Origin of the sequence: Halorussus limi (assembly GCF_023238205.1) — an archaeon.
In the GTDB taxonomy this organism is placed as follows: Archaea; Halobacteriota; Halobacteria; order Halobacteriales; family Haladaptataceae; genus Halorussus; species Halorussus limi.
The window spans coordinates 299,704-312,078 of the sequence record NZ_CP096660.1 but is presented as its reverse complement, the minus strand read 5'-3'; the positions used below and the strand labels follow the sequence as shown (position 1 = coordinate 312,078).

Sequence of the window (12,375 nt, the reverse complement as noted above, 5' to 3'; positions counted from 1 at the left end):
CGTACTACTCGGCCCCGTGAAGAACGTCACGGACAGAACGAGCAATCCGTTCGGCATGCGCCCGCCCTGTCGCCACGAGTGCGACTCGGGCGTCAGTTCGGTCTTCGGCTACGGCGACGCCAACGCCGACTTCCACCTCGTCGGCGACTATCCGGGCGTCCACGGCGGACGAGAGACCGGCGTTCCGTTCACCGGGAGCGTCGCGGGCGAGCGCCTCCAACCGGTCCTGAACGAGGTCGGACTCGTCGGCGACGCCTACAGCGACGAACCGGCGGTCGCCGACCTCTTCCTGAGCTATCGCCACGCGTGCTGTCTGCCCGAGGGGAGCGCTCCGACCGAGGACGACTACGACCGACTCGAACCGTTCTTCGACGCCGAGTTGCGCGCCATCGCGGCCCACGTCCTCCTGCCGGTCGGCGAACGTGCGACCCGCCACGTCCTGCGGACCTACGCGGCGCGGGAGGCGCTACTCGACGCGGCGGGCGACTCGACGGACGGCGAGGCGGTGAGCGACGGCGACCGGATGGCCGACCTGCACGGCGACCACGTGCCGGGCCGCGGTTTTCTGGTGGTTCCCGTGCGCGAACCGACCGAGTGGGAAGCGGGCGACGGGGAGCGACTCGCCTCGTCGCTGTCGGACCTGCGGGCGACCGACTACCGCCAGACCGCCGACCTCGGCCGGTTCCTCGCGGAACACGACACCTACGAAGTCCGGTGAGCGTTCGCGTCGAAATTCGGGACGGAGCGAGCCTCTTAGTTCCTCGGCGTCGGACCAGTCTACGGAGAAACACCGATGAGCGTCACGCAGATAGAGTCCATCGTAGAGCGATTACAGGAGAGCGCGAACGTCCGGTCGGTCTTCGGCGACCCGGTAGAACGCGGCGACCGAACGGTCGTTCCCGTCGCACGCGTCGCGTTCGGGTTCGGCGGCGGATACGGCGAGAGTCACGACGCGGAGACGACCGACGGCGGTAGCGAGGGCGGCACTGGCGGCGGTGGCGGCGGCGGTGCGGCCGCCACGCCGGTCGGTGCGCTCGTAATCTCCGACGACGGAACGAAGTTCGTGCGGTTCGCGGACCGGCGGCGGCGGTCGCTCGCGCTGTTTGGTCTCGGTGTGGTCGTCGGAGCACTGCTGAGTCGGGGGTCCGGTGGAGAGTAAGTTCGAGCAATATTTAGACACGTTTTAGAAATAAATGTTGGCTGTATCAGTGGATTATCGTTTGTGTCGGTGGTCGTCGGGTTGGGTCGGGTCGTGGGTTGAGTGAGTAGTGCGGAGAGGCGGGAGCCAGTGCCAATCGTCCAGTACTGGAATCGCGTCAGGCACAGCACGAGTAGCCAGTTCGGTCGTCCCCCTCCAAAATCGGTTTGCGGGCTACTCGTACGTCCGTCCGCCGGGGACGATAGCGTCGAAGAACCCCCGGAAGATTCCCACCGCGAACTCGAGGACGACCGGCAGAAGCGGCACGACGACGACGAACGCGACGAGCGCCCCGACCACGATACCCCCGACTTTCAGCGCGGTCTGCGACTTCGAGTCGGCCATGGAACCTCCGACGACGGCATTCGTGAAAACGCTGGCGTCGGAACGCGAGTCGTCGGTCTCGAACCACGAGCGTTCGCGTCGAAACGTGAGTCGTTGGTCTCGAACCGCGAGTCGTCGGCGTAGAAACGCGAGACGCGCCCGAGATGCGGGGGAGAAATCCGCAACAACAGCTAAGGACGTGAACGGGTTATACGTGGGGAAATGGCTCTCGACACGCCCGAGGACCTGTTCACGTACGAACTGCAGGGAATCTACTACGCCGAGCGGCAGTTGACCGACATGCTCGACGAACTCCAGACCAGCGCGACCGAGTCGAACCTCGTGGAGGGATTCTCCCACCACCGCGAGCAGACCGAGACCCACGTCGAGCGACTCGAACGCGTCTTCGACCTGCTGGACCTCGAACCGCACGAACGGAACGTGCCGACGTTCGACGCGCTCCGAGAGGAGAAGCGCCAAGCCGATTCGGAGGCCGACGCGGTGGCGGTCCAGAACGCCCTCTACAACCACATCGGCAGGAAGGCCGAGCGCCTCGAGATTACGGCCTACGAGGGACTGCTGGCGCTCGCGGACGCCATCGACGTCGACGACGAGGTGGTGGACCTGTTGGAGCAGAACCGCAACGAGGACAAGGACGCACTCGACAGCCTCGAATCGGTCTCGGAAGGGGCCGAGTTTCAGTCGTTCATCGACCGACTGCTGTAGAAGAGTCGGGTCGGCGCGACGACTCGCGACCTACTCCTCACCGAACTCCGCGCCGCAGTCGCCGCAGGTCATGTTCGCGGAGGGAAGCGCGCGCTGTGCCGTGACAAGTCCGCAGTCGTCACAGACGCCGTAGAGGCGCTTCTCCGGGTCGATACCGCTGACGAACTCCATTCGCACCCACGCGTCGGGGTTCGTCTCGTCGTAGATTTCGACGCCGCCGTCGGTTCGCGTCCAGTTCACCGGGTCGGCGTCCTGCTCCCGTCGCTCCAGTCGTTCGCTCATCGCGTACTCGAAGGGCGTCCGGTATCTATCATAAACGTTCCGGATAAACTTTTACTACGGGAGTAATAAAACTCCTCACTGCGGGCGCGCCCGGAGAGAACTCCGAGAGAGAAAACGACTTATCCCGAAGGACCGGAGTACGAACGTGAAACGGATTCAGCTCGGGAACACCGTCTTCGAGGGCCAGAACGACGCCTACCTGTTCGACCGCGAGTCGGGACCCACCGCGCTGGTGGACACCGGCGTCGCCACCGACGAGGCCCGCGAACAGTTGCGTGACGGACTCGCGGAGTACGGCCGGGAGTTCGCCGACCTCGACCTGATTCTGCTGACCCACTGGCACCACGACCACGCCGGACTCGCGGGCGAGATTCAGGACGAGAGCGGCGCGACCGTGTACGTCCACGAGGACGACGCGCCGATGGTCACGGGCGACGGGGCGAACCACAGGGCCGAAATCGAGGAGCGCGACCTCTTCGAGCGGTGGGGAGTGCCCGACGAGAAGGCGACCGAACTGCTCGAATTCCTCGGACTCCACGACGAGATTCAGGGCGACTCGCCGACCGTCGAGACGTTCACCGACGGCGAGACGTTCGACCTCGGCGGCGTCGAGTTGCGCGCGGTCCACCTTCCGGGCCACGCCGCCGGCCTGACCGGGTTCGAGTTCGCGGAGGACGGCGAGACCCACCTCCTCTCGGGCGACGCGCTCCTGCCGAAGTACACCCCGAACGTCGGCGGCGCGGACCCGCGGGTCGAGGATCCGCTGGGGACCTACCTCGACTCGCTCGCTCGTATCGTCGAAGCGGACTACGACCGCGCGTGGCCGGGGCACCGCGACTCCATCAAGGACCCCGCGGGGCGAGCGCGCGAAATCGCGGTCCACCACCGCGAGCGAACCGAGCGCGTACTGTCGGTCCTCCGCGAGCGAGACGCCCCCGACGCGTGGACCGTCAGCGCCGACCTCTTCGGCGAGTTGTCGAACATCCACATCATGCACGGACCGGGCGAGGCGTGGGCGCACCTCGACCACCTCGAACGGGAGGGCGTCGTAGAGCGTAGCGACGGCGAGGGCAGGTACGAACTCGTGGAGTCCGACCCGGACCTCGACGCGATGTTCGAGTACGGCGACGAGGGCGACGAATCACCGGTGACGGGCGCGACCACGGAGGACTGACCCGTGACGACAGTCACAGTCTGGAACGAGTACCGCCACGAACGCGAGGACGACGAGGCCCGCGAAGTTTACCCCGACGGTATCCACGAGACCATCGCCGGATTCCTCGCCGACGAGGGGTTCGACACCCGGACCGCGACGCTGGACGAACCCGAACACGGACTGACCGAGTCCGTGCTGGACGACACCGACGTGCTGACGTGGTGGGGTCACGAGGCCCACGACGAGGTCGAAGACGAGGTGGTCGAACGCGTCCACGAGCGAGTCCTCTCGGGGATGGGCCTGCTGGTCCTCCACTCGGGCCACTTCTCGAAGATTTTCAAGCGTCTGATGGGAACCACCTGCGACTTGAAGTGGCGCGACGAGGGCGAGAAGGAGCGCCTCTGGTTGGTCGAACCCGGCCACCCCATCGCCGAGGGCGTCGAGGAGTCCATCGAAGTTCCCGAGGCCGAGATGTACGGCGAGCGGTTCGACGTGCCCGCCCCGGACACGCTCGTGTTCAACAGTTGGTTCGAGGGCGGCGAGGTGTTCCGGAGCGGATGCTGTTACCGCCGCGGGGCGGGGCGCGTCTTCTACTTCCGACCGGGTCACGAGACGTACCCGATATATCACCAGCCGGAGATACAGAAAGTGCTCGCCAACGCCGTGTCGTGGGCGTCTCCTGTCGGAGGAACGGTACCTTCGACCGGCCACGTGCCGGAACCGCCGGAGAGAGATTGAGTCCGTCGTTTTCGGATGCGTAATCACGTCTGATACGCGGGCATCAATTCTGATATTTGAGCGGCTAAAGTTAAAAGAACGAAACCATTTATTAGGGAGCGGCGAAACCGGCAGGACGTAGAATGGCAGACGCGCGCCACCGTGTCCTGCACGTCGAGGACAACGACTTTTTCGCCAGCGTCACCGCCGACGTCCTCAGCGACGACTACGGCATGAGCGTACACACGGTGGGGAGCGCACGCGAGGGCCTCGAACGGCTCGACGCCGAGGAGTTCGACTGCATCGTCAGCGACTACGAGATGCCGGGGATGGACGGCTTGGAGTTTCTGGACGCGGTTCGCGAGAGCTATCCCGACGTGCCGTTCGTCCTGCTGACCGGCGGCGGAAACGAACGGATAGCCAGCGAGGCCGTCTCGGCGGGCGTCACCGACTACCTCCAGAAAGGCGAGGGAAAAGACCAGTTCGCAGTGTTGGCAAACCGCATCGAGAACGCCGTCACGCGACGGCGGGCCGAGCGATTGGCCGACCGCCAGATAGCGGTCAACGACCTCATCTGGGACGTGAGCCAAGCGGTCTTACGGGCGTCCTCTCGCGAGGACATCGAGGAGACCGTCTGCGGCCAACTCGCCGACTCCGACCCCTACGTCCTCGCGTGGGTCGGCAAGGTGGACGAGGACGCGGCCGCGGTCCGCCCGCAGGTGTCGGCCGGGGTCGAACAACGGTATCTCGACGCCGTGGTCCTCGACCCCGACCGCGAGAGCGCCGCCGGCGCCGAGGGCGGTCCCGCGGAGGACGGCCGCGAGGTGGACGACCGCGAAGCGGGCGACCGCGTGCCGGTCCGCGAAGCGGTCGAAACACGGTCCGTGCAGGTCGAGCGTGCCACGACGCTCGAAGAAGGCTTCGGGTTGAACGCCGACGGAAAGGGCGAGCGCTACGCGGTCGCCGCGATTCCGCTCGTCTACGAGGACCGGGCCTACGGCGTCCTGAGCGTCTGGTCGGACGCCCGTCACGCCTTCGGCGAGACCGAGCGCCGCGTCCTCTCGAAGTTCGGGAACAACGTCGCGTACGCCATCGACTCGGTCCAGACTCGCAAGGAACTCGTCCGGCGCGAACAGCGCCTGCAGGTGTTCAATCGCATCCTCCGGCACAACCTCCGAAACGACCTCAACGTCGTGTTGGGTCGCGCACAGAACATCGGCGAGGAGTTCCCGCCCGCCGCCGGGGAGGCCCGCGTCATCGAACAGAAGGCGAGCGAACTCATCGAGATAAGCGAAAAGGCCCGCGAGGTCGGCAAGACGCTCGACCGCGAAGACCGAACGAAGAAGCAGATCGACGTGACCGACTGCGTCGAGCGGACCTGCGAGGAGTTCCGCCAGTCGTACCCCGACGCCGAGATAGCGACGACCCTCCCGGAGAGCGCGCGGGTCTACGCCGACAAGACGCTGGAAGCGGCAATCGGCGAGGTCGTCGAGAACGCCATCGAACACAACGACGACCGGCCGTCGGTGCGAGTCACCGTCTCCGCCACGGGCGACGACGGCGAGTGGGTCGAGGTGACGGTCTTGGACGACGGGCCGGGCATCCCGGAGGACGAACGCGAGGTGCTGACCGAGGGCGAGGAGACCGCGCTCCACCACGGGAGCGGTCTCGGACTCTGGCTTTCCCACTGGATAGTCGGCAAGTTCGGCGGCGAACTCGCCTTCGAGGACTACCACACCGACGGCGGTGCGGTGACGCTGCGACTCCAGCGCGCGGTCGAAGACGTGTCGCCGTGGCACGAGATTTCCGCGCTCGGCGAGGAGTGAACCGGTTTCTGCGTTCGGAGAAAGACAGCGATTCAGCGCTGGGAGGTACACGGAGGTTCAGCGCCAGCAGCGAGAAGACTAGTTGGCCGTCGAGCGGAACCCTCCGAAGCTGTCCACTTACTTCAGCAATAGATATATAGGTATTAAACAAGCAACTAAACATATGAGTACTCAATCGACGGGGCTACTGGACCGATTCCGCCAACCGGAGTACACGGGCGAGAACCGGTGTACGCCGTGTACCATCGTCAACGTCGTCATCGCAGCGGTAGGGAGCGCGATGGTCTCGTACGTCCTCACGCCGGTCGGCGGGGCGGTGGCGTTCGCCCTGTCGCTGGCGGCTATCTACCTCCGCGGCTACCTCGTGCCGGGGACCCCGACGCTCACCAAGCGGTACTTCCCCGACTGGGTGCTGGCGAAGTTCGACAAACTCGAAGACGAACAGGTCGAAGTCGGCGAGGAGGAGCGCGAACCCGAGGCGGTGCTGGCCGACGCCGGCGCGGTCGAACCCTGCGAGCAGATGGACGACCTCTGTCTCTCCGAATCGTTCCGCACCGAGTGGCGCGACAACATGGACTCCATCAAAGAAGACGGTTCCGAGAAGAGCCTCCTGAGTAGCGTCCTCGACGTCGACGAGGACAAACTCACCTTCGAGGAACACGACGAGGCGATGGTCGCTCAGTACGACAACGGCCGCCTCGGGCAGTGGGAGTCCCGCGCGGCGCTCGTCGCCGACCTCGCGGCCGCGACGGTGCTGGAGGACCGCTACGCCGACTGGGACGACCTGACGGTCACGAACCAGAGTCGCGTCCTGAGCGGCCTGCGCATCTTTCTGGAAACGTGCCCCGAGTGTGGCGGTGCGGTCCAGATGGAACAGGAGACGGTCGAGTCCTGCTGTCGAACGATGGACGTGGTGGCAGTCAGTTGTTCGGAGTGTGACTCCCGGATTCTAGAAGTCGAACACGACCAGTAGTAGCGGTCAAGCCCAGTACAGAGGTCAAACTCAGTACAGCGGCCAAACCCAGTACAGCGGTCGAACTCGACGCGACGGTCGTCCCCTTTTTCCGTCGTTTCATAACCGTTCTCACATGGGTGACGCGATTCGCCGCGAGTCGTCGAAGGTCCGCGTTCTTCGTTCGACCCCGCGGTTTCCGCTGTCGTTCCCCCGAATCGAGGTCCGAACCGACCCCGGCGTTTCCGCTGTTTGTCCGTCTCGGCGACCGGTAACTCCTTGGTAGCGCACCGTTCATTCGTTCCCGTCGATTTCGTCCGCACGATAGACGCTCGTGCGTAAAAGACAGCGGAAACGACGGGGTAGGCGTTCGAGGGGACGTTCGCCAGAACAGCGGAAATATCGGTGTCGTCGCGGTCAGATTTCACCGTCGAGACAGCGGAAACTCCGGTGTTGCCGAAATCGGAGTGACCGCGATGGGCGGACTGAAGCCACGGGAGCGCCGGATAGTCGCAAAATCGGTCGAAGTCGAGACACGACTCGTCGGAGCAAAGACAGCGGAAACGGTGGGGTAGGCCGAGAGAAACGGGCGGGGGTAGGGTTTGGCGCTTCGGAAGAGTCACGTTTTGACGTCCGGGCGTGTCGTTCCCCAGTTTCTCAGAACATCAACCCTCGGCTACTCAGAAGCGTCAATCGTCGATGACGCCGGAGTATTAGCGTTAGCTCTCGGCGTCCTCGAAGGTAGTCTGGTAGTACGGACGGATGCTCTCGTGGACGCCCGCGAACTCGATGGTGTCTTCGAGCGCGGTGACGACGAGTTGGAGGTCCTGCTTCAGAGCGTGCTTGCGGTACTTGCCCCCGGACATGCCCTCGTTCTTCTCCGTCGAGGAGATGACCCCGAGCATCGCGAGGTCGGCGAGGTGGTCGCGCATCCGGCGGCTGGTGAGCGGTTCGGTGCCGACGTGGTTGCAGAGCTGTTCGTAGCGCGGGCGGATGTCCCGCGAGCGAGCGGGCGTCTCGTCCTCGGCTTCGAGCGACGTGAGCGCGTAGAGGACGAGTCGGGCGTGTTCGGTCAGGTCGGCGACGCCCTCCATGATTCGGTCGCGTTCGAGTTTCTCGCGGGCCTCTTGGACGTGGTCGTCCGTGACCTGCTCGACGGCTTCTTTCCTGGCCAAGTCGCCCGCTTCGAGCAGGAGGTCGAGCGCCTGTCGGGCGTCACCGGCGTCCTGCGCGCCGTACGCCGCACAGAGCGGAATCACGTCCTCGGCGAGCGCCCCGTCGTGGAACGCCACCTGTTCGCGTTGGCTGAGGACCTTCTGGAGCTCGGTCGCGTCGTAGGGCGGGAACGAGACCTCCTTCTCGCAGAGCGAGGAGCGCACTTTGGCGGAAAGCGAGTCGCGGAACGAGAGGTCGTTGGAGATACCGATGAGACCGATTTTCGCGTCTTCGAGGTAGCCGTTGCTCCGAGCGCGCGGAATCTGGTAGAGGATGGAGTTGTCGTTGATGTGGTCGACCTCGTCGAGGACCACGATGACCGTGCCGCCGATTTTGTCGAGTTCCTCCCAGAGGAAGCTGTAGACCTGTGCTTGGGGATACCCGGTGTTGCTGATCTGTTCGGACGGGTCCCGGAGCGTGTTCACGAGTCGGACGGCGACCTGATAGCTGGAGTTGAGACCGTCGCAGTTGATCTCGATGACGTTGAGCGAGATGTCGTCGTATTTGGCGGCGTCGTCTTGAAGCCGATTGAGCAGAAAACGGGTGGCCGCGGTCTTGCCCACGCCGCTCTTGCCGTAGAGGAAGATATTCGACGGGGCCTCGCCGTTGATGATGGGTTGGAGAGCGGCGTGGTACTCCTCCAACTCCTCGTCCCGGCCGACGAGGTTGTCCGGGGTGTACTCCTCCAACAGGGCGTCGCGGTTCTTGTAGAGAGAGTTGTCCCGGTCGAAACTGAACGATGACATTGTCGGTGTGGAGTCGTTTGACGGACGAAGTTATAAACCCACGTGGTTACTGGGGCGTCCGTTGTTTCTTCTGTCCCGAAGCCTTTTGTGTCTCGGTCGTTCCGGTCGGTGGCGTCGTTTCCGGAGTCCCGATTGACTTAAACACACACTCACCCCACCGTTTCCGGTGTCTTTCGACAAGGGAGGAGGGGTGACCGCAGACACTCTTTAGAAAGGAAAGTTTTATACAGGTAACGATGAAACCATATCCGTAGTACAAATAGGCGAAATAGACTATAGAGATGGCGGAAGGTAATGTAGCTTCTTCCTAGCGTGTGAGAGAAGTTCACCGGGTCATTCGCCACTTCTCGTCCGAACAGCGTATCGTGTTCTCCCTGCGCGTCACAATCGAAAATCGACTCGGAGGGAGGGCTACCGGTTTATTCGCCTCCATTTTCCGCCCGCTGGCTTTCTGTCACCCCTACCCTCCTTCTCTCTCTTCGCCAAAACAGCGGAAACGATGGGGTGGGTGTGTCGCAGACGGAACAAATCGGCCGTTCGAAATCCGCTACTTGGCCGAAATCCTCCGAACCTTCCCCCGAATGCTAAAACAACGGAAACAGTGGGGTGAGTGTAGGATGAAAAAAGACACTGGCCGGATTTTATCATATCCGCTGTGTCCCACATTTTCTCGCTGCTCACGCCGCACGCGTCAACTGTCTCGCAAAGTTCACGGCGGAATCATCGGCCAGACTCCCGAAACCATCTATCACGGAATCCGCCAAGCAGTGCCTGTCGGCCGAGGTAGAGACAACGGAAATGGTGGTGTCCAGAGTCAGTTCCGAATCGTCGTCTCGTCGCGCTGATTTCCTCGTTTCCACCGTGCCGAACCTCAATTTTCGTCCCGCCATACCGTCGTACCGACTCCCAAACGGCAGAACGCGAAACAGCGGAAACTGTGGGGTTGATTTCTTGCCGAACGGACAAGTTTCGAACGCCGTCTCGCTCGCTGGGCCCGCGTACGCCACTCAATCCCGTTCCCGAAACCTCGAAAGACAGCGGAAACACCGGGGTTCGACTCCTCGTCGCGACCGCTCGTCTCGTGCAGGGGACGACTCGTCTCAATCGACCACCACCGCTTCGGCCGGACGCCGCGGCGACAGTCGCGAGTCGCCCGCTCGCTCGGGGTACCCGAGTCGGAAGAAGTGCTGGACTGGCCGGTCGGACCGACCGAGCAGGTCGGTCAACTCCCGACGCAGGTTCTCGACCTCGAGCAGCGCGCTCACCGGGTGGTTACCGACGCCGAGCGCCGTCGCCAGCAGACTCAGGCGCTCGTACGCCTGTCCGGCCCGAATCCGGGACCGGCGGTCGTCGCCGTCGGTCCGGAGGAAGGCGACGACGGGGGCCTCGCGTATCGCCCGCCCGTCCTTCCGGGCGCGCTGGCGACCGAGATTCAGATAGGTGACCGCGACTTTCCCGACCTTCGCGACGGGCCACAAGTCGCCGAACGCGCCGCGACCGACCCACCGACCGAGTTCCCGCCGGTAGGCGTAGTCGGCGTACAGTCGCCGATTCGCGCGAGCGGTCAGGTCCGCGATGCTCTCCAGCGTCTCGGGGTCCGCGACCAACTGGAGCGACACGTCGTCCTCGACGCAGTGACGTTCGAGCGCCCGGAGGTCCGCCGTCGGTATCGATTTGTCGCGGAATCGTCCACGACTGGTCCGGCGGTGAGGAATCGCGGTGAACAGTCGTGAACCCCGGTACCCGCTCGGCACTTCGTCGTGTTCGTTCGGCACTTCGCCGTGTTCGCTCCGAACCTCGGCGGACTGTTTCCCGGAGTCGCTGTCCGCCGACGGCGACTCCGACAGTCGAACCGTCGCGGCGTGGGTGCCGTCGCTCCCCGGCAGATACGTCACCTCGTGGCCCAGTCCGAAGTGTTCGGCCGCGACGAGCAGGTTCTCCAGCGCGGCCCCGAGGCTGAGGTACAACTCGCGCTTGTCGTGGTCCGCGACGCTGAGCCACCGGTCTAGGTCGGCGAACAACCGAACTTCGCCCTCGTCCACGGTGAACAGCCATGGCTGGGTGTTGTGACTCGACGGTGCCAGCACCGCGAACCGAATCAGAAATCGCGCGCGCTCTTCGAGCGTCCCTGCACTCGGAAACGCCGACGCCGAGACCCGCCACGGCCGGTTTCCGCCGACCCACCTTCGCCGCAGGGAGACTCGGCCGAGGGTCTCGCCGACCGCCTCGCCGACGCGCGACAGGGCGCTCGTGCGCTCGTGCGCTCGGGTCCGTCCGACCGCTCCGCGCTCTCCGCGCTCGGAACCGTCGCCGTCTCGCGTCCGTTCCGAGCCTCCGTCTCCCGGATTCCGTTCCCCCATAGTTGCGAACGCCCGACACGAGCGCCACGGACTTAGTTTTGCGTGTGGTCGTCTCGGTTCTCCCCTTCTTCTCTCTCCTCCTCTACTTCTGCCCTCTCTACTCCCTTTTCCTCCTTCTCGTCCTCTTTCCCTCTCCCCCTCTTTCTTCCTCCTGTTTCGCTCCCTCTCCTTTTCGAGGAACGGTGCGAACGATTCGAGACCTAGCTCGGAATCAGCGCTCGGCGACGACGAGGAACGTCTCGGGTCGCTCGTCGGCCCGAACGACCTCGAATCCCGCCTCTTCGAGCAGTCGGACCGCCTCGTCGCGGTCGTACCGCTCGCCGACCGGCGGACCGCTCTCGCCGTCGCCGTTCGCGGTCCAGTCGGCGACGACGAAGCGGCCGCCGTCTCGGAGGACGCGCGCGATTTCGGCCTCCGCCCCGTTCCCGTCGTCTCCGCTCCCGCCGTTTTCGCTTTCGGCGCTTCCGCTTTCGCCGTTTCCGTTCTCACCATCGCTGTCTTGGCCACCGCCGCTCCCCGCGAACTCGTGGAACGTCATGGTCGAGAAGGCGGCGTCGAGTTCGTCGTCGCCGAACGGGAGGTCGTCCACGTCCGCGGTCACCAGCGAGACGTTCTCGGGGACTCCCTTCTCGCGGTAGCGTTCGTGCATCTCCTCCTGCACGTCCACGGCCCGGACCTCGCCCGCGAACGGGGCCACGTCGTCGGTGTAGAACCCGGTCCCGCTCCCGAAGTCGGCGACGGCGTCGCTCCCGTCGGCGTCGAGTGCGAGCGCGACCACCAACTCCTCGCGCGAGAGGTACCGGTACCGCGACTCGTCTTCGAGTTTGTCGGCCGACGCGGGGTCGAAGGTGTGAAAGCCCATGGTTTCCGAAT

General features: G+C 64.5%; 12 protein-coding genes. 7 read left to right on the top strand and 5 right to left on the bottom strand.

Annotated elements, in window-relative coordinates; all coding sequences use genetic code 11:
- Positions 1 to 16 precede the first annotated feature (16 nt).
- Together M0R89_RS19740 and M0R89_RS19735 are read left to right on the top strand one after the other, a co-directional pair.
- Positions 17 to 718, top strand: coding sequence for a uracil-DNA glycosylase family protein (locus tag M0R89_RS19740; RefSeq protein WP_248652428.1), 702 nt, complete (start codon positions 17 to 19; stop codon positions 716 to 718).
- A gap of 75 nt (positions 719 to 793) precedes the next feature.
- The gene (locus tag M0R89_RS19735; RefSeq protein WP_248652427.1) at positions 794 to 1,159 is read left to right on the top strand and encodes a GerW family sporulation protein; all 366 of its coding nucleotides are present in this window, start codon (positions 794 to 796) and stop codon (positions 1,157 to 1,159) included.
- A 213-nt stretch (positions 1,160 to 1,372) separates the two neighbouring features.
- Here M0R89_RS19735 and M0R89_RS19730 read toward each other — a convergent pair whose 3' ends face one another.
- Positions 1,373 to 1,543, bottom strand: a complete 171-nt coding sequence (locus tag M0R89_RS19730; RefSeq protein WP_248652426.1) for a hypothetical protein — start codon at positions 1,541 to 1,543, stop codon at positions 1,373 to 1,375.
- 201 nt (positions 1,544 to 1,744) lie between these two features.
- On the opposite strand from M0R89_RS19730, the gene M0R89_RS19725 reads away from it, so the two are divergent.
- Positions 1,745 to 2,248: a YciE/YciF ferroxidase family protein gene (locus M0R89_RS19725; protein ID WP_248652425.1), complete on the top strand. Its 504-nt coding sequence runs from the start codon at positions 1,745 to 1,747 to the stop codon at positions 2,246 to 2,248.
- 30 nt (positions 2,249 to 2,278) lie between these two features.
- On the opposite strand, the gene M0R89_RS19720 is transcribed toward M0R89_RS19725, so the two are convergent.
- Positions 2,279 to 2,530, bottom strand: a complete 252-nt coding sequence (locus M0R89_RS19720) for a hypothetical protein (RefSeq protein WP_248652424.1) — start codon at positions 2,528 to 2,530, stop codon at positions 2,279 to 2,281.
- A gap of 145 nt (positions 2,531 to 2,675) precedes the next feature.
- Between M0R89_RS19720 and M0R89_RS19715 the strand changes: the two genes are divergently transcribed.
- From M0R89_RS19715 to M0R89_RS19700, 4 genes are all read left to right on the top strand, one after another.
- On the top strand, positions 2,676 to 3,704 hold the full coding sequence (locus tag M0R89_RS19715; protein WP_248652423.1) for an MBL fold metallo-hydrolase: 1,029 nt from the start codon (positions 2,676 to 2,678) through the stop codon (positions 3,702 to 3,704).
- 3 nt (positions 3,705 to 3,707) lie between these two features.
- Positions 3,708 to 4,424 (top strand): ThuA domain-containing protein, encoded by a 717-nt coding sequence (locus M0R89_RS19710; RefSeq protein ID WP_248652422.1) that lies wholly within the window; start codon positions 3,708 to 3,710, stop codon positions 4,422 to 4,424.
- Between the two features lie 122 nt (positions 4,425 to 4,546).
- Positions 4,547 to 6,229 carry a hybrid sensor histidine kinase/response regulator gene (locus M0R89_RS19705; RefSeq protein WP_248652421.1) on the top strand — a complete coding sequence of 561 codons (1,683 nt, stop codon included), beginning with the start codon at positions 4,547 to 4,549 and terminating at the stop codon, positions 6,227 to 6,229.
- 163 nt (positions 6,230 to 6,392) lie between these two features.
- Positions 6,393 to 7,202: a DUF8054 domain-containing protein gene (locus tag M0R89_RS19700; RefSeq protein WP_248652420.1), complete on the top strand. Its 810-nt coding sequence runs from the start codon at positions 6,393 to 6,395 to the stop codon at positions 7,200 to 7,202.
- Positions 7,203 to 7,900: 698 nt separating this feature from the next.
- Here M0R89_RS19700 and M0R89_RS19695 read toward each other — a convergent pair.
- The 3 genes from M0R89_RS19695 to M0R89_RS19685 all read right to left on the bottom strand — a co-directional run bounded on the left by M0R89_RS19695 (position 7,901) and on the right by M0R89_RS19685 (position 12,364).
- Positions 7,901 to 9,142, bottom strand: a complete 1,242-nt coding sequence (locus tag M0R89_RS19695; protein WP_248652419.1) for an orc1/cdc6 family replication initiation protein — start codon at positions 9,140 to 9,142, stop codon at positions 7,901 to 7,903.
- A 1,100-nt stretch (positions 9,143 to 10,242) separates the two neighbouring features.
- The gene (locus tag M0R89_RS19690) at positions 10,243 to 11,502 is read right to left on the bottom strand and encodes an Acg family FMN-binding oxidoreductase (protein ID WP_248652418.1); all 1,260 of its coding nucleotides are present in this window, start codon (positions 11,500 to 11,502) and stop codon (positions 10,243 to 10,245) included.
- A 211-nt stretch (positions 11,503 to 11,713) separates the two neighbouring features.
- On the bottom strand, positions 11,714 to 12,364 hold the full coding sequence (locus tag M0R89_RS19685; protein ID WP_248652417.1) for a class I SAM-dependent methyltransferase: 651 nt from the start codon (positions 12,362 to 12,364) through the stop codon (positions 11,714 to 11,716).
- Between the last annotated feature and the right edge of the window lie 11 nt (positions 12,365 to 12,375).

Excerpts from the sequence above, each read along its gene's own strand:
- M0R89_RS19735 (WP_248652427.1), top strand. The coding sequence starts at position 794 with ATGAGCGTCACGCAGATAGAGTCCATCGTAGAGCGATTACAGGAGAGC.
- M0R89_RS19730 (WP_248652426.1), bottom strand. The coding sequence starts at position 1,543 with ATGGCCGACTCGAAGTCGCAGACCGCGCTGAAAGTCGGGGGTATCGTG.
- M0R89_RS19725 (WP_248652425.1), top strand. The coding sequence starts at position 1,745 with ATGGCTCTCGACACGCCCGAGGACCTGTTCACGTACGAACTGCAGGGA.
- M0R89_RS19720 (WP_248652424.1), bottom strand. The coding sequence starts at position 2,530 with ATGAGCGAACGACTGGAGCGACGGGAGCAGGACGCCGACCCGGTGAAC.
- M0R89_RS19705 (WP_248652421.1), top strand. The coding sequence starts at position 4,547 with ATGGCAGACGCGCGCCACCGTGTCCTGCACGTCGAGGACAACGACTTT.
- M0R89_RS19700 (WP_248652420.1), top strand. The coding sequence starts at position 6,393 with ATGAGTACTCAATCGACGGGGCTACTGGACCGATTCCGCCAACCGGAG.
- M0R89_RS19695 (WP_248652419.1), bottom strand. The coding sequence starts at position 9,142 with ATGTCATCGTTCAGTTTCGACCGGGACAACTCTCTCTACAAGAACCGC.
- M0R89_RS19690 (WP_248652418.1), bottom strand. The coding sequence starts at position 11,502 with ATGGGGGAACGGAATCCGGGAGACGGAGGCTCGGAACGGACGCGAGAC.
- M0R89_RS19685 (WP_248652417.1), bottom strand. The coding sequence starts at position 12,364 with ATGGGCTTTCACACCTTCGACCCCGCGTCGGCCGACAAACTCGAAGAC.